Source organism: Ligilactobacillus ubinensis, from assembly GCF_024160875.1.
Lineage (GTDB): Bacteria > Bacillota > Bacilli > Lactobacillales > Lactobacillaceae > Ligilactobacillus > Ligilactobacillus ubinensis.
Window position 1 is genome coordinate 2,793 of sequence record NZ_JAIULA010000021.1, and the last position, 16,169, is coordinate 18,961.

The 16,169-nt window shown below is 31.9% G+C and carries 14 protein-coding genes; 10 read left to right on the forward strand and 4 right to left on the reverse strand.

Annotation, left to right across the window (positions count from 1 at the left end; all coding sequences use genetic code 11):
• On the forward strand, window positions 1-531 hold a 531-nt coding region (locus LB941_RS09660), incomplete at its 5' end, for an N-acetylmuramoyl-L-alanine amidase family protein (RefSeq protein ID WP_425270533.1).
• Between the two features lie 154 nt (window positions 532-685).
• Here the strand turns inward: LB941_RS09660 and LB941_RS09665 are convergent.
• From LB941_RS09665 to thrC, 3 genes are all read right to left on the reverse strand, one after another.
• On the reverse strand, window positions 686-1,615 hold the full coding sequence (locus LB941_RS09665) for a glycosyltransferase family 2 protein (protein WP_253361627.1): 930 nt from the start codon (window positions 1,613-1,615) through the stop codon (window positions 686-688).
• Between the two features lie 80 nt (window positions 1,616-1,695).
• The gene (locus tag LB941_RS09670) at window positions 1,696-2,862 is read right to left on the reverse strand and encodes a glycoside hydrolase family protein (protein WP_253361629.1); all 1,167 of its coding nucleotides are present in this window, start codon (window positions 2,860-2,862) and stop codon (window positions 1,696-1,698) included.
• Window positions 2,863-2,986: 124 nt separating this feature from the next.
• Window positions 2,987-4,480: a threonine synthase gene (thrC, locus tag LB941_RS09675; RefSeq protein WP_253361631.1), complete on the reverse strand. Its 1,494-nt coding sequence runs from the start codon at window positions 4,478-4,480 to the stop codon at window positions 2,987-2,989.
• A 227-nt stretch (window positions 4,481-4,707) separates the two neighbouring features.
• Here thrC and LB941_RS09680 point away from each other — a divergent pair, with 227 nt between their 5' ends.
• Both LB941_RS09680 and thrB read left to right on the forward strand, forming a co-directional pair.
• Window positions 4,708-5,991 carry a homoserine dehydrogenase gene (locus LB941_RS09680; protein ID WP_253361633.1) on the forward strand — a complete coding sequence of 428 codons (1,284 nt, stop codon included), beginning with the start codon at window positions 4,708-4,710 and terminating at the stop codon, window positions 5,989-5,991.
• A gap of 9 nt (window positions 5,992-6,000) precedes the next feature.
• Complete coding sequence (gene thrB / locus LB941_RS09685) at window positions 6,001-6,873, forward strand: homoserine kinase (protein ID WP_253361635.1); 873 nt, start codon at window positions 6,001-6,003, stop codon at window positions 6,871-6,873.
• An 82-nt stretch (window positions 6,874-6,955) separates the two neighbouring features.
• On the opposite strand, the gene LB941_RS09690 is transcribed toward thrB, so the two are convergent.
• Window positions 6,956-8,128 (reverse strand): glycosyltransferase, encoded by a 1,173-nt coding sequence (locus tag LB941_RS09690; RefSeq protein WP_253361637.1) that lies wholly within the window; start codon window positions 8,126-8,128, stop codon window positions 6,956-6,958.
• 135 nt (window positions 8,129-8,263) lie between these two features.
• On the opposite strand from LB941_RS09690, the gene LB941_RS09695 reads away from it, so the two are divergent.
• The 7 genes from LB941_RS09695 (at window position 8,264) to LB941_RS09725 (ending at window position 16,159) form a co-directional block, all read left to right on the forward strand.
• Window positions 8,264-9,274, forward strand: a complete 1,011-nt coding sequence (locus LB941_RS09695; RefSeq protein ID WP_253361639.1) for a glycosyltransferase — start codon at window positions 8,264-8,266, stop codon at window positions 9,272-9,274.
• Window positions 9,275-9,434: 160 nt separating this feature from the next.
• Window positions 9,435-10,550: a UDP-galactopyranose mutase gene (gene glf / locus LB941_RS09700; protein WP_253361641.1), complete on the forward strand. Its 1,116-nt coding sequence runs from the start codon at window positions 9,435-9,437 to the stop codon at window positions 10,548-10,550.
• A gap of 1 nt (window position 10,551) precedes the next feature.
• Window positions 10,552-11,982: a flippase gene (locus LB941_RS09705; RefSeq protein WP_253361643.1), complete on the forward strand. Its 1,431-nt coding sequence runs from the start codon at window positions 10,552-10,554 to the stop codon at window positions 11,980-11,982.
• 21 nt (window positions 11,983-12,003) lie between these two features.
• Window positions 12,004-13,002: a glycosyltransferase family 2 protein gene (locus tag LB941_RS09710; protein WP_253361645.1), complete on the forward strand. Its 999-nt coding sequence runs from the start codon at window positions 12,004-12,006 to the stop codon at window positions 13,000-13,002.
• Between the two features lie 15 nt (window positions 13,003-13,017).
• Window positions 13,018-14,199, forward strand: a complete 1,182-nt coding sequence (locus tag LB941_RS09715) for a hypothetical protein (protein ID WP_253361647.1) — start codon at window positions 13,018-13,020, stop codon at window positions 14,197-14,199.
• A 4-nt stretch (window positions 14,200-14,203) separates the two neighbouring features.
• The gene (locus LB941_RS09720) at window positions 14,204-15,157 is read left to right on the forward strand and encodes a glycosyltransferase family 2 protein (protein WP_253361648.1); all 954 of its coding nucleotides are present in this window, start codon (window positions 14,204-14,206) and stop codon (window positions 15,155-15,157) included.
• Between the two features lie 12 nt (window positions 15,158-15,169).
• On the forward strand, window positions 15,170-16,159 hold the full coding sequence (locus LB941_RS09725; protein WP_253361650.1) for a glycosyltransferase: 990 nt from the start codon (window positions 15,170-15,172) through the stop codon (window positions 16,157-16,159).
• The last annotated feature ends 10 nt before the right edge of the window (window positions 16,160-16,169 follow it).

A 16,169-nucleotide genomic window follows, 5' to 3' on the forward strand; every position in this document is an offset into this window, starting at 1 on the left:
TCAACAACTAATGGTACAACTACAGAATCAGCTGCATATACAATAAAAACAGTTAATGGTAAAACATATGCTTATAAAAATGGTAATAAAGTGACTGGCTGGGTAACTGTAGGAACAAAGACATATTATTTTCGTACAAGCGATGGAGTAATGCTGCACAGTTGGCAAACAATAAATGGTAGAACATATTATTTTCGTACAAGTGATGGAGTAATGTTACGCAGTTGGCAAACAATAAACGGTAGAACATATTATTTTCGTACAAGTGATGGGGTAATGTTGCGTAGTTGGCAAACAATAAATGGTAAGACTTATTATTTTTATACTGATGGTAAGATGTTGCGAAGCTGGCAGACAATTGATAATAAAATATACTATTTTTACACTGATGGTAGAATGCTACGTAGTTGGCAAACGATAAATAGTCAGACATACTATTTTTATACTGATGGTAAGCTATTAAGAGGTTATCAAGTTATTTCAGGAGTAACGTATCATTTTAATGAGTTGACAGGAGTACTAATAAAATAAAAAAGTTAAATCCACGTTCTTCTTGAATGCTTCCCCGAGATTGGACAACAATCTTGGGGTTCACTGCATTTATGAACACGATTTAACTTTTTTTATTTTATCTTTTTTAATATTAACGATATAGTAAAATATGCAAAATAGTTAGTTATGAGAGTTATTTTTTTTCTTTAATAATATAAATGGGGCGATGCTTAACTTCAGTGAATATTTTGCCAATATATTTGCCAATAATTCCTAAAAACATCAGCTGAATACCACCGACAAAAAGAATTAGACAAACAGTTGAAGCCCAACCACTTACAGAGTTTCCATGTAAAATATATCTAATGATAATAAATAGGATACCTAATCCTGAAACAAAAGAAGAAAAAAATCCAAAAAATGCAGCTAAGTCTAATGGAAATTGTGAGAAGTTAACAATACCATCAATAGAATAGGTAAATAACTTCCAAAAATTCCAACTTGTTGTTCCAGCAACGCGTTCTTGATTTTTGTATTCAAGATACTTTGTTTTAAAACCGACCCAACTAAAGATTCCTTTCGAAAAACGATTATATTCAGATATTTCTAAAATAGAATTTACCATTTGACGTGTCATTAGTCTAAAATCACGAGCACCATCAACGATTTCAGTATCAGATATTTTATTAATTAGTTTATAAAACAGTTTTGCAAAAGCAGATCTGATTGGCGGTTCGCCTTTACGGTTCATACGACGTGTTCCAATGCAATCATAGCCCTGATTAATGTAACTAAACATATCGATGAGCATTTCAGGTGGATCTTGCAAGTCAACGTCCATAACAGTCACATAATCACCAGTAGCCATTTTTAAACCACAGTATAAAGCAGCTTCTTTACCAAAATTACGCGAAAAAGAGGCATAGTGAACTTGATGTGGATCTTTAGCATTAAGTTGTTGCATTTCAGATAATGAATTATCAGTAGAACCATCATTAATAAACCAATATTCTAATTCATCTATAGGAAGTTGATTCTTAATTTCTTCAACTGCTTCATAAAAGAGAGGAATGGATTCTTCCTCAAAGTAGCAGGGTATAATAATAGAAAGTTTTTTAGTCATGTTTAGAAATGACCCCCAATTGTTAAGTATTAATTTTAATTCTAGCATATTATATCTAAAATTGTGGTTTTTAAAATAATCTAATTAATTTTTAAAATACCAAAATGTCTAGTGATAAATGGTGCTGTGATAGCTTTCAATTTTGACCAAGAATTGCTTCCAATTTTTGCTTCCGTATAGTGAATACCATTATAAATGGATTCGCCTGCTTTATTAGTTTTATAAGGATCAACATAAAGTCGAATTTTATTTTTGTAAAATAGAGCTTCTAGACCTTCTGCAGATACATATGAACCCAAATCTACATTTAAGGATGTTGATTTATATGGGCCTAAATAATTATTAGAAGTTGCAATAGTTAATTTATTTGTTGTTACATCTTCATTTTTGTAAAATAATATATATTTTCCGTGAGAGTAAGTAAGATTTCCATCAATCATATTTGTAGGAAGATTTTTTCCAGTAATAACTTTCCAATTGTTTTTTATGTGACCAGTTTTTTCGTTAAAATCTGAAACATATAATTGAAAAGAGTGCGTGGTCACTGAATTTCCGGCCATAATAATGTGATATTTTCCATTTTTGTCTTTAAAAAACTCAGGAGCCCATTCGAAGTGATTAACAAATAAACTAGAGTGATGCCAAGGTATCTTCTCCCAATGACGAAAATTTTTTGTTCGAATAAGTCCCTTGGTATAGACGATATACCAATATCCATTAATTTTGGCAATGCTAGGATCACGTATATTTAGCTTAGGATAACTTATGTTCATTTTTTTCCATTTTATGCCATTATTAGAATAGATTAAGCGCAAACTATCTTTTCCAGTTTCTGTACCGATATAAGTTCGTGCGGTGTTGAAAGGATCTGATTGGAATCCATTATGTGATGATACAGTCATAGGTTGAAAGGTAGCAGCCACATATTTTGCACTGTTAAAGTTCTTTACTTCTTGAGAGAAATTTTTTGATTTGAATTTAACGGTAATTTGTTTGCTATGTCTGCTGAAAAAAATATATTTATTTACAGGCTGATATCCAGGAACTGCTTTTTCCAGCTTTTTAGTATTTAAGAGTAGATAAGGTTTAGAGTAATAAGTAATATTCTTTACTTTTAATAAGGTGCCATTTTTATCAACAAAATGGACAGTAATGCTAGATGTTGCATTTATCCAATAATAAAAGAAACTTGCAAAACAGATGATAAAAATAGTTAGAAAAATAGTGTAGACTTTTTTAATATGCATGTATAAGCATCCCCAATATTAAGCATTAAATGATGTTAATAACATAGTACACCTTAAGTCTTAAAATAGTATTACAAAAAGGAGAAACTATTGTAGTCGCTCCTTTTATTATAGTGTTAGTTATTTAATTTTCTTTCAATAACAATTGTTTAACAGCTTGCTCCATTTTCTCTGGCGTAACTACAGTGTTGTGAATGGTGGTTGCCTTAAAAAGTTTTTTAACTGTTTCAGGAAGTGGCGTTTTAATTTTTTCGTGTAATAGTTTAACGGATTCCAAGCCAGAAACAGAAGTTGAATCACCTAAAGCGCTAAGGACAGTTTGCGGAAATTTATAAGGACTAGCTGTTGAAACGACAATCATAGGCGTTAAGTCACCCGTAGCTTTTTTGTATTGGTTGGCCACGGCTGAGGCAACAGCAGTGTGTGGATCGATAGCTACATTTTCTTCGGAGTAAACGCGGGCTATTTCAGCTAGTGTTTGTTCTTCACTTGCATAACCAGCAGCAAAATCAGTTAAATTAGCTTTCATTAAGTCAGTTAAGCTATATTGACCTGTTGTATTTAGCTGTGACATTAAATCTGCTGTTGTTTTAGCATCTTCATTAGAAATGTAAAATAGGAGCCTTTCTAAGTTACTTGAAACTAAAATATCCATTGAAGGGGAACTAGTAACGTAGAATGGGCGTTTTTTATCGTAAACACCTTCATTGAAAAAATCCGTTAAAACATTATTCTTATTGGAAGCGCAGATGAGCTTATTAATTGGTAATCCGAGTTTTTTAGCAAAATAACCGGCTAAAATATCTCCAAAATTCCCAGTTGGAACAGAAAAATTAACTTTTTGACCACATTTTATTTTTTTATCTTTTATTAATTGACCGTAGGCGTAAAAATAATAGACAATTTGAGGGAATAAGCGCCCAATATTGATAGAATTGGCAGATGAAAACTGATATCCACGATCAGCTAATTTTTTAACGAGTGTTTTGTTGTTAAAGATGTTTTTGACATTGGTTTGGGCAACATCAAAATTCCCTGTAATACCAATAACATGGGTATTATTTCCAGTTTGTGTTACCATTTGCTTTTCTTGGATAGGACTTACACCATCTTTAGGGTAAAAAACACAAATTTGAGTTTTATCCACATTAGCAAAGCCAGCCATAGCAGCTTTACCTGTATCACCAGAGGTAGCAGTTAGAATAACAATTTCTTTAGTAGAATTATTTTTTTTAGCAGCAGTCGTCAATAGATGTGGTAATAATTGTAAAGCAATATCTTTAAAAGCAATGGTTGGACCATGAAATAGTTCTAAGTAGGCATTGCCAGCATAATAAGTGACAGGGGCAATTACAGGCGTTGAGAAGTTATCAGCATAAGCAGCATTTATACAATTTCTTAATTCTTCAGCTGTATAGTCAGAGAAAAAAGGTTGTAATATTTGGTAAGCTAATTCCTGATAAGTGAGTGAGACTAAGTTCTCTAAGGCAACATTAATTTTAGTTAACTTCGTTGGAACATAAAGACCGCCATCTGGGCTTAATCCTTGTAAAACTGCTTGAGAAGCAGTAATAGGTTCTGCATTTTCATCGCGAGTGCTGCGATATAGTGTAGACATTAAAAAAGCCTCCTTTTTAATCAATTCTTTTTTTAAGAATAGCACATCTCACTATTTTTTCATATAGAGAAGTAGCCTTTTGAATAGGAATAAAGTACAATATAGAACAACAATTAATTAGTCATGTAGAGATAATTATTTAATTAATTGTAGTTATTACACAAGAATTATGTGAAATATGTTAATATAAAATTAATTAAAAAATGTAATTATATAGGAGGCACAACATGGAAGCCATTAATATCGGAATACTAGGTCTAGGTACGGTTGGGAGCGGGGTCGTTAGAATGTTAACCAACCATGCAGAAAAAATCTCTTCTATAACAGGGCGCAGACTCGTTGTAAAAACGATTGTTGTTCATGATTTAAGCAAGAAACGGTCTGTTGATATGACCGGTATTAAGGTTACAGATGATGTTGATGCTGTATTAAGTGACCCAAGTATTCAATTAGTAGTAGAAGTAATGGGAACAGTCGAGACTGCAAAAAAATATATTGAACAAGCATTGAAGGCAGGAAAGCATGTAGTGACTGCCAATAAGGATTTGATTGCTACATATGGCCCAGAATTAACAAGTCTAGCTTTACAACAAAAATGTGATTTATATTATGAAGCCAGTGTTGCAGGTGGAATCCCTATTTTAAGAACGATTGTCAATTCGTTTGCGGCGGATAGAATTGTTGAAGTTAAGGGAATTGTTAACGGAACAACAAATTATATAATGACACAAATGAATCAAAAGGGTGTATCATATGCTGCAGCTTTGCAACAAGCACAGGAACTAGGCTTTGCTGAAGCAGATCCTACCAATGACGTAGAAGGTATTGATGCGGCCTATAAGATGATTATTTTAACGCAATTTGCATTTGGAAAAGACATCACATTAAGCAATGTTAAGTTAGAGGGTATTAGTGGTGTCAAATTAGAGGATATTGAAGAAGCAAAACGTTTAGGTTATAAGATTAAATTGTTGGGTATATCAAAACTTATTAATGAACATTTGGATGTTTCAGTTGGTCCGGTTTTAGTACCGCGTTCGCAACCATTGGCTACAGTTCAAAATGAAAATAATGCAGTTTTTGTAACAGGTGCTGCTGTGGGTGAAACAATGTTTTATGGCCCTGGAGCTGGTGAATTACCAACAGCCAATAGTGTCTTAAGCGATATTATTACAGTCACGAAGAATATCGCTATGGGGACAACAGGTGTCCGCTTTAACGATTACTCAGCGCAAATTAAATTAGCAGAATCATCAGAAGTAGTATATCCATATTATATTTCATTAAAAGTTTTGGATAAACCGGGACAAATGTTAAAAATAACAGAAATTATGACAAAAGAAAATGCCAGTTTTAATTTAATTACACAAACGGAATTAGATGAAAAAAATGCACGAGTAACGATGGTAACGCATGAGATGAGTGAAGCTCAATTAAATAGAATTAAAGAACAGATTAATGCAGTAGATACAATAGAAGTAATTGCAGCTTATAAGGTTTTGGGAGAGTAGAGGTAAGCTATGGAAATAATCAAAGTTCCAGCAACTAGTGCTAACCTGGGGCCAGGTTTTGATTCATTAGGCATTGCTGTAAATGTCTATCTTACTGTGACAATTGCAGAACAAACGGCTAACTGGGTAGTGGAACATCAATTAGGCAGCGATGTTCCGACCGATGAACGTAATATGATTGTTCAAACAGCTTTAAGTCTTGTCCCAAACTTGACTCCACATCGAATAATAGTAGATTCAGATATTCCGTTAGCGCGAGGTCTAGGGAGTAGTTCTTCTGCAATTGTAGCAGGATTAGAAATTGCAAATATTATTGGGAAGTTAGATATGGATAAAGAAACATTATTGCAAAAAGCTACCTATTTAGAAGGGCATCCAGATAATGTTGCACCGGCAATCTTAGGTGATTTTGTTGTTTCTGCCTATGTGAGTGGTCATGTAACTAGTGTAAAGGGAAGATTTCCTGAATTAGAAATGCTTGCTTATATACCAAAATATGAATTACCAACAAGTAAGAGTAGAGAAGCATTGCCTAAAGAATTGCCATTTAAAGAGGCAGTTGCGGCTGGTAGTATTGGTAATGCATTAGTGGCATCTTTATTAACAGAACGTTTTGATGAGGCAGGTCGTTTAATGGAAGCAGATCGCTATCACGAAATATATCGGGCTGCTCTTGTGCCTCATCTAGCAACACTACGTGAGATTGGGCATCATGTGGGGGCAATGGCTACATATTTAAGTGGAGCTGGCCCAACCGTAATGACAATTGTCGACAAAAAAAAGGTACCTGAGTTTATCCGGATAGCACGTGAAGCGTGGCTTGATGGTGATTTTAGACAATTAAATGTTGATCGTAACGGCGTAGTCGTTGAAAAAAAGTAGTAATTAAAAAATTAAGGATAATAAAAAACATCTTCCAAGAGTTCACTTGCTGTCTTTGGGAGGTGTTTTAGTTTGGATAAGGTTAGTAAAACTTAGTTTTAAAGAAATATTTTTTAATGCGGCGATAAACTTTGATATACCAGCTAACAATTGAGGGACCTAACTTTTTTTCAATGCTAACTCTTATTTGTTGAACATCAGTTGCAGTCAACTCAGTTGCTTTAAAAGGATAGTGTTTGAATTGAGCAGTATTTGAATCTAATTGAGCAACATAGTTACCTGCTAAAGAAGTGATAATTTCTTTTGATGCGAGAAACTCCTCTTTCGTTGGGACTTTGTTTATTGTCTTAAGGACAGTAGCGCAATCAGTTGCTAAGTCTTTAGTAATCCATGTTATTAGAGGTACTTTACTAAAATTTTCATAAATAACGTCATCATCGCCCCGATATGCAATAACACGATGGCCATTAGCAATACTTTCAGCGATGGAATAGCCAAGTGTTTCTACTTTAGCAGTTGATAAGCAGGTATAGTTTTGCGGAAGATTTTTACTATTGATAAAGACATTTGCGGTAAGATTATCTTTCTTAATCCAATTACGATACTTACTTTTGTCAGGACCCTTTCCGACCAGATACAGCATGAATTCCGAATGTATTTTTTGATTAACCAGCTGGGACATCAATTTAAGCGCATAATGGATATCCTTTTGACTTTCATCAAAACGTGAACGAATTAGTAGATTAGAATTGGATATTTGATTTTTAAGAAATTTCCATTTTAAATGCGCTAGACTAACTGTTTGAACATAGATGCGGTCAAAGTGATAACGCTGTTTGAAAGCCCTTTTTATCGAAGGTGTTGCAACCCGAATGCATGAGAAAGATTCTAGTTCACCCAGTGTTTGAGGTAGGAGCGTAAGTGGAGTATGGATTTCACCAATGATAATAGCGTGTGGGTAAACATTACGTAAAATTTTAGCTAGTGGAAAGAAATCTTCACGCGTAAGAAATATATAGTCATATTCACCATGGGGAATCAAATCGTATAATGCTGGAAAAAAGTGAAATGAGACATTTTCATTAATAGAAAGCTGCTTTTTTAAAGTTTCAACATCTTGCTTTGAAAAAGAAACATAATTGTAATAATTAACAAGATGTCCTGTATGGGTAAACTCTGTTATTAGATTAAGGTTGCTACGCGAGGTTCCACCAATTCCAAAAATATTATAACCTAAGATGGCTATATTAGACACAAAATCTCCTCCTTACTAATTGCTTTATCTGAATTGATTATACTAGAATTAACAGCATTTTAAAAATGTTCACTTTACAAATCTTATGATAATTGCTATTGTAATGGAAGAATTTTTTATGGATAGGAGAAAAAAATGAATAACTATGTATTATCATCAGTGCTTGACAAAAACAGTAAACATGCAGGTCCAAAAGCAAAAGTTGATATTGATGAATTCTTACAAGAAGAAGGTTATCAAGTGTTATCACTCAATTTGCCAACTTCTCGTTTAGATAAGCTAGGTTATCGTTTTTTTAAATTACCACAACTTTTCAAAGGCAAAAAGATTGATAATATTATTTTTCAATATCCAATATATTCAGTTTTTTTGACTAAACAAATAATTGCAGCTATTCGAAAATATACTCAGGCACGAATTATTTTTGTTATTCATGATGTTGAGACGTTACGGATTTATAAAGAGAATAGTATTTTTAAACAGGATGAACTAGCTATTTTTAATAGTGTTGATATGTTAATAGTGCATAACGCTAAAATGCTTAATTGGTTAAAAAAACAAGGGATAATCACTAAGATGATAACATTAGGAGTTTTTGATTATCGTAATCATCAAATAATGCAGCCAGAACATAGATATAATAAAACGGTCTGCTTTGCAGGAAATTTACAAAAATCTAGCTTTTTAACTGAATTGTCTTTACAAAATAGTTGTTGCAAAGTCTTTGGGCCACATCCAGCTGCAAGCTATCCAAAATGTATTGAATATTTAGGCGTCTATCCGGCTGATGATTTACCAAAGTACTTAACACAGGATTTTGGTTTAGTTTGGGATGGGACCTCACTTGATGAGTGTGATGGTGTTTTTGGAGAATATTTAAAGTACAATGCCCCCCACAAAACATCACTTTATCTAAGTACGGGATTACCGGTAATTATCTGGAAGCAAGCTGCCATGGCTGATTTTATTGTGGCGAATAAGGTTGGGATTGCAATTGAAAATTTACATGATTTAGATGATATATTAGCTGCTGTTACACAAGAGGAGTATCATCAAATGAAAGAAAATGCTTTAGAAATTGGACAACAGATTCGACAAGGAAAATATATTATTACAGCACTTAAAAAAGCATTATCAATTAGTTAAAAAAGATAATTAAAAAAATATGGTATAATTAACTGTATTTGCTGAATTGTAGGAGTAGATTCTACATGTCAAAGTAATTGTGCTATAATACGATAGATTGTTTGAAATATGAAGATACATACTTAAATGGAATAATAATGTTAATGATGGAGGATTTAAGATGACTAAATATTTAGTAGTAGGTGCAGGACTTTTTGGAGCAACATTTGCATTCGAAGCCGCTAAACGAGGCCATGAAGTAAAGGTAATTGAAAAACGGGGTCATTTAGCTGGTAACATCTATACTAAAGAAGTTCATGGTATTCAAGTGCATCAATTTGGTGCACACATTTTCCATACTTCAAATAAAAAAATTTGGGATTATGTTAACCAATTTGCTGAATTTAATCGGTATACAAACTCACCAGTTGCAAACTATAACGGTGAAATATATAATTTACCATTCAATATGAATACTTTTAACAAATTATGGGGTGTTATCACACCTAAGCAAGCTCAAGCTAAAATTGATGAACAACGTTCTATTTTAGCTGGTAAAAAGCCAGAAAACCTTGAAGAACAGGCTATTTCATTAGTAGGAACAGATATTTATGAAAAATTAATCAAAGGGTATACGGAAAAGCAATGGGGACATAAAACAACGGAGTTGCCAGCTTTTATTATCCGTCGTTTACCCGTACGTTTAACATATGATAATAACTATTTCAATGATTCCTATCAAGGAATACCTATGGGTGGGTATACACAAATTGTTGAAAAAATGCTCCAACACGAAAATATTACAGTTGAACTCAATAAAGACTTCTTTGCAAAAAAAGAAGAATATTTGCGTGATTACGATAAGGTTGTATTCACAGGCATGATTGATGAATTCTTTGATTACAAATTGGGCGAATTAGAGTATCGAAGCTTGCGTTTTGAAACTGAGGTCTTAGATGAGGATAACTATCAAGGCAATGCAGTAGTTAACTATACGGATGCAAAGACACCTTTTACACGTATTATTGAACATAAGCATTTTGAATTTGGAAAAGGTGAAAAGAATAAAACGGTTATTACACGTGAGTATCCAGCTGATTGGAAACGTGGCGATGAACCATACTATCCAGTAAATAATAAAGAAAATAATGCTTTATACAAGACATACAAGCAATTAGCAGATACGCAAGCACAAAATGTAATTTTTGGTGGACGTTTAGGACAATATCGTTACTATAATATGGACCAAGTGATAGGGGCAGCTTTGGTGACAGTGGATAAAGAATTCGAGGGATAATATGAAAGTTGTTCGTAACTATCTGTATAATGCAGGTTATCAGATTTTAGCATTGATAACGCCGCTGATTACAGCGCCATATATCAGTCGTACATTAAAACCACATGGTGTGGGAATATATGCTGATACAAGTGCATGGATTCAATGGTTTGTCTTAATTGCAAGCATAGGGATATCGTTATACGGGAATCGTGAAATAGCTTATGTACGTGATAGCAAAGAAAAGATGAGCCGTATCTTTTGGGAAATACAAATTATCAAAATGGTCATGACTATTGTGGCTTATTTTGCATTAATTATTTTCTTGCAAATATATACTGAGTACACATGGTATATTTGGCTTCAATCATTGAATATAATCGCTGCAACGTTAGACATTTCATGGCTTTATATGGGATTAGAAGATTTTAAACGGACAGTTGTGCGTAATACGATGGTGAAAATAGTTTCATTAGTATTAATTTTAACTTGTGTTAAAACACAAAATGATATAGGCCTGTATATAGTATTAACTGCTGCATCAACTATTTTTGGCAATATTACACTATGGCCAAGATTACGTATTCTTTTAACTAAAGTTAAATTGAGCTCTTTGCGGCCAATGCGTCATTTACGACCATCTATTGCATTATTTGTACCACAAATAGCTACGCAGATTTATTTAATTCTAAATAAGAATATGTTAAGTGTTTTCGACGGATCAACAGCGGTTGGATTCTATAATAATTCTGATAGTTTAGTTAAGATGGTTTTGGCACTAGTTACAGCAACAGGAACAGTCATGTTGCCACATGTAGCTAGCGAGTTTTCAAAGGGAAATAAAGAAGCAATTAAGGAAATGTTATATTCTTCTTTTGACTTTATATCTTTTATAGCGGTTGCAATGGCATTTGGCTTAGCAGCGGTTGGATTACATGGTGTGCCATATTTTTATGGTAAAGGATTTGATCCTGTTGGCCCCGCAATAATGATAGAGGCAGCAGTAATTGTTATAATAGGATGGAGTAATGCGGTTGGTGTACAATATTTATTACCAACAAATAAAGTAAATGCATATACGACTTCCGTTATAATTGGTGCTGTAGTAAATATAGTTCTCAATATTCCATTAATGAAATATTGGGGTTTAAATGGTGCAATGGTATCAACAGTTTTATCTGAAGCTGCTGTGACATTCTGCCAATTTTGGTCTGTACGAAAAGAAATTAATTTTAAAAAGTTATTTACAAATTTATGGAAATATATTATAGGTGGAGTTGTAATGTTTATTCCTGTTTTTAAATTGAATGTATCGTTACATACAAGTGTACTTTCTATAGGAATAGAAGTTGTTTTGGGAGTTTTAATTTATTTGTTAATGATGATTATATTAAAACCAACAATTTTGAAAAAAGCTAATAGCATGCTTGCACATATAATTAAACGAATATAACTGAGAAAGGAGATGATATTAATGATTTCTGTTATTATAGCAACTTATAACGGAGAAAAATATATCCAGAAACAATTACAGTCGATTTTAAATCAAAGAAAGCAACCAGATGAAGTAATAATAAGGGATGATTGTTCTACAGATAATACTGGAAATTTGATAAAAGAATTTATCAAAGAAAATGAATTATCTAACTGGTCTTTTGAAACCAATGTATCCAATAAGGGTTATAGGGGGAATTTTAATAATCTTCTTTCTTTAGTAAATGGTGATTATATTTTTTTAAGTGATCAAGATGATGAATGGTTGCCAAATAAAATAGAAAAAATGGTTTCAATTTTTGAAAATAATCAACATATTTTAGCTTTAAATGGAAGCATATCTTTAATAGATGGTCATTCACATAGTATTGAGATTATAGATGGGAAAAATATGTATAATTCAAATTTCTATTTTTCAGTTAAGAAGCTAAAGAGATTAAATCAAATACCTTTATCAGATTTAGTTATCAGCAATGTAACGCCTGGATGTGCAATGGCAATTACAAAGAATTTAAAAGAAATGTTTTTGCAATCGTATAATGAGATGATACCCCATGACTGGTATTTGAATATGATTGCAGCGATAAAAGGTGGATGCTATTATTTGAATGAACCAGTAATAAATTATCGAGTTCATTCAAATAATGCAATTGGGTTATCCTCAGCTGCAGAAAGAGGACTTAAAGCAAAGCTTAAATCTTTTGATAAAGAGGAAAGAATTAAAAACTTTCAGATGCAAATTGATGCTATAGATAAACTAACTATAGATTTTGCAAATGTTGACATTAAAACTAAAGAATCACAAAATTATTTAAAAACAAGAGTGGCTTTTTATAAAAAATCAACGTTTATGAATTTGTTAAAAATGTGTAAATATAAAGATTATCAGGAAAGAACAGCTATTCGAGGGAGAATATGGGATCTAGTTTTAGCATTAAAAATTGATTCATTAGCTTACTTATTAGATAGAAGAGCATAGTGGGAGGAAAATACGGTGGAGCTTATACTACAAAAAAGGAATGAGTTTAGTTTTTTTGCAAATAAATATAAAATTGACAGTCTTTTGTTTTTTATTTCATTTATAATTTATTTGATTGGACATTTTGTAAGTGGAACTATGTTTATCTATGTTTTGAATGAGAGTTTTCCTTATCAACTTTGGATGCTTGCTTGTGTTTTAGCAATAATAAAAATATTGTTATTTAATCACTTTGAAAATTGGCAGGGATGGGCATTTGTTATTTTGATAGGGTTGTTTATTTGGTGCTGTAGCTTAAATACAAATACTTGGGATATGGTTTATTATTATGTAATGATTATAGCAGCAAAGGATATCAAATTTGAAAATATCATTAAAACTTTTCTAGTAGTTGTAATAAGCTGTTTGGCAATAACTTTTATCTCAGCAAAGTTAGGTATAATTGATGGAATTACAAACATGAGAGATGGTTCTAGTGAATTAAGATACGCATTGGGAACAGTATATCCAACAGATTTAGCGGCACGTATTTTTTATATTGAATTATTTTATGTTACATTGAAAAAATTTAAGCTGACGATAGCTGAATATGTAATTTGGATAACTTTAGCGATATTTAGCTATATAGTGACAGATACAAAACTGGATTTTATTTTAATGATTTTAATATTAGTGACAGCTGTTTTTCTACCATATGTAATTAGAATTTTAGAACGGATTGGAAATATTGGAGTATCAAGTATCTTAGGCTTGCTAATAGCAGGTATGATGGGGGCAACTTATTTATATAGTCCACATAATTCGGTTCTATTAAAAATAAATAATGCCTTATCAGGAAGATTACAGTTTAGTCATATAGCATTTAAAAAGTTTAACGTTCCATTATTTGGACAAGTGATTGAACAGACTGGAAATGGGGGATTGCATCATGGAATATATGCCTATTTTTATATAGATAGCAGCTATATTCGAATTCTAATGATGAATGGTGTATTTTGCTTTATTTTAGTAATTGGAACTATGATATGGTTATCGAATAAACTTTTAGATGAAAAAATGTTTGCACTTGAATTAGCGTTAATTTTTATGGCAGTGAGTTCCATTATTGATCAACATTTATTGGAGATTTCATTTGAATGTATATTTTTAGCACTTTTGGCTAACAATCAAGTATTCAAAAATAGACAGGGGTATTAGGGGTATGTTTTTAAATCGAGAATTTTTAGATGCATGTACACAAAGGACTAGTTTAGTTATTAGCTTACATAAAGTACAAAATCAAAAATTCAGAAAATTTTGTGATAGTAAAGCTTTATTAATATTGGGTTGTTTAAATTTCTTGAGATTACTATTTTTAAAAAAATTAAAAAGTAATCCTAAGTATGAGTTAGCAGTTGTTGCTATTGTAAAAAACGAGGGATTATATCTAGAAGAATGGCTAAAATATTATTATTCTATTGGTGTAGGACAATGTTATATTTATGACAATGATAGTTCAGACAATACAAAGCAAATATTAAAAAAATATGATGACTTTGTAACATATAAAAAAATATCGGGTGCTAAACGCCAGTATGATGCATATAATGATGCTTTAAATCATTATAGAAAAGATTGTAAACTTATGGCTATGATAGATGGAGATGAGTTTATTTTTTGCCCTCCAAATAATACGAAGGTTATAGAAACTATTTCTTCTTATTTTAAAGATAAATCGATTGGAGGACTAGGTGTAAACTGGGAGATTTTTGGATCGTCGCATCTAGAAAATAAACCTGACGGACTAGTAACTGATAATTTTGTTTATAGAGCAGAAAACACATTTGAAAAAAACAAGCATATAAAAACGATTTGCGATCCTAATAAAGTTGTAGGGTTTATAAATCCACATTATGCAACTTATCTTCCTGGATATAAAGCAATAAATGAAAATGGTAAGGTAGTCACAGGCGCATTTACACACTACGTAAGCACTAATATAATTCGTGTTAATCACTATTTTACAAAGTCCAAAGCTGAATTTGTTTTGAAAAAAGCACGAGGAATGGCTGATAATTTATCAATTAGAAATAGCAATGATTTTAAAATGCATGACAAAAATGATGTATTGGATGAGTCAATGAAAAAATATAATCAATTAAATGGTTTAGACTAATGGAGGTGTAAAATGAATAATATTATTCTAACATCATTGGATCCAGGAAAAAATACAGGTGGAGTAAAAGCAAAAATAGATATTATTAATTTCTTAAAAGAACATGGATATACATCTTATGAAGTAAATCCGTATGTATCAAAACTTAAAAAAGCTATTTTAGCAAACATTACGATACCTAAAGATATTAATAGACTATCTCCTGATAAGGTTATTATTCAATATCCTATCCCTTCAGAGCATATTACGAGAAAAATTATTGAGTGTATAAGAAAAAAGAAAGACAGCAAAATTGTATTTTTGATACATGATATCCAAGGGTTACAATCAACTGAGTCAGAAACAATTGTAAAAGAATTGAAAATTTTTGATTTAGCTGATGAGATAATTGTTCATAATAAACATATGGGGAAATGGTTACAAGAAAAAGGGTGTCAAAAGCCGTTAGTTGATTTAGAGGTTTTTGATTATGCTAATCCACAGCCTATAAATAAAGCAGTAGAATATAATCGTAGTATCTGCTTTGCAGGAAATTTATTTAAATCAGAGTTTCTAAAAGACTTGGATTTAAAACATGGTTTCTATGCATTTGGACCTAATATGTTTTCTGAATATCCTAGTTGTATTGAATATTGTGGACAATATAGTCCTGAAGAATTACCAGCACATCTAAATCAAAATTTTGGTCTCATATGGGATGGTCCAAGTATAAAAACATGCAAGGGAACCTATGGGAATTATTTGCGCTATAATAATCCACATAAAACATCGCTATATATAAGTTCAGGTATTCCAATTATTATATGGAAAAAAGCAGCTTTGGCTGATTTTGTTTTAGATAATAAGATAGGAATTGCAATTGATAGTTTAAACGAGTTAGATTCTGTATTGGATTCTATTTCTGAAGAGCAATACCAGCAAATAAAAAGCAATACAAGAGAAATTGCCCAAAAATTACGTGAGGGATATTATACTAAAAAAGCTGCGGATAGTGTTAATTAATAAGGAGCTA

What these genes read in the sequence shown, in the direction of transcription:
- LB941_RS09665 (WP_253361627.1), bottom strand. Translation starts at nt 1,615, where the DNA reads ATGACTAAAAAACTTTCTATTATTATACCCTGCTACTTTGAGGAAGAA.
- LB941_RS09670 (WP_253361629.1), bottom strand. Translation starts at nt 2,862, where the DNA reads ATGCATATTAAAAAAGTCTACACTATTTTTCTAACTATTTTTATCATC.
- thrC (WP_253361631.1), bottom strand. Translation starts at nt 4,480, where the DNA reads ATGTCTACACTATATCGCAGCACTCGCGATGAAAATGCAGAACCTATT.
- LB941_RS09680 (WP_253361633.1), top strand. Translation starts at nt 4,708, where the DNA reads ATGGAAGCCATTAATATCGGAATACTAGGTCTAGGTACGGTTGGGAGC.
- thrB (WP_253361635.1), top strand. Translation starts at nt 6,001, where the DNA reads ATGGAAATAATCAAAGTTCCAGCAACTAGTGCTAACCTGGGGCCAGGT.
- LB941_RS09695 (WP_253361639.1), top strand. Translation starts at nt 8,264, where the DNA reads ATGAATAACTATGTATTATCATCAGTGCTTGACAAAAACAGTAAACAT.
- glf (WP_253361641.1), top strand. Translation starts at nt 9,435, where the DNA reads ATGACTAAATATTTAGTAGTAGGTGCAGGACTTTTTGGAGCAACATTT.
- LB941_RS09705 (WP_253361643.1), top strand. Translation starts at nt 10,552, where the DNA reads ATGAAAGTTGTTCGTAACTATCTGTATAATGCAGGTTATCAGATTTTA.
- LB941_RS09710 (WP_253361645.1), top strand. Translation starts at nt 12,004, where the DNA reads ATGATTTCTGTTATTATAGCAACTTATAACGGAGAAAAATATATCCAG.
- LB941_RS09720 (WP_253361648.1), top strand. Translation starts at nt 14,204, where the DNA reads ATGTTTTTAAATCGAGAATTTTTAGATGCATGTACACAAAGGACTAGT.
- LB941_RS09725 (WP_253361650.1), top strand. Translation starts at nt 15,170, where the DNA reads ATGAATAATATTATTCTAACATCATTGGATCCAGGAAAAAATACAGGT.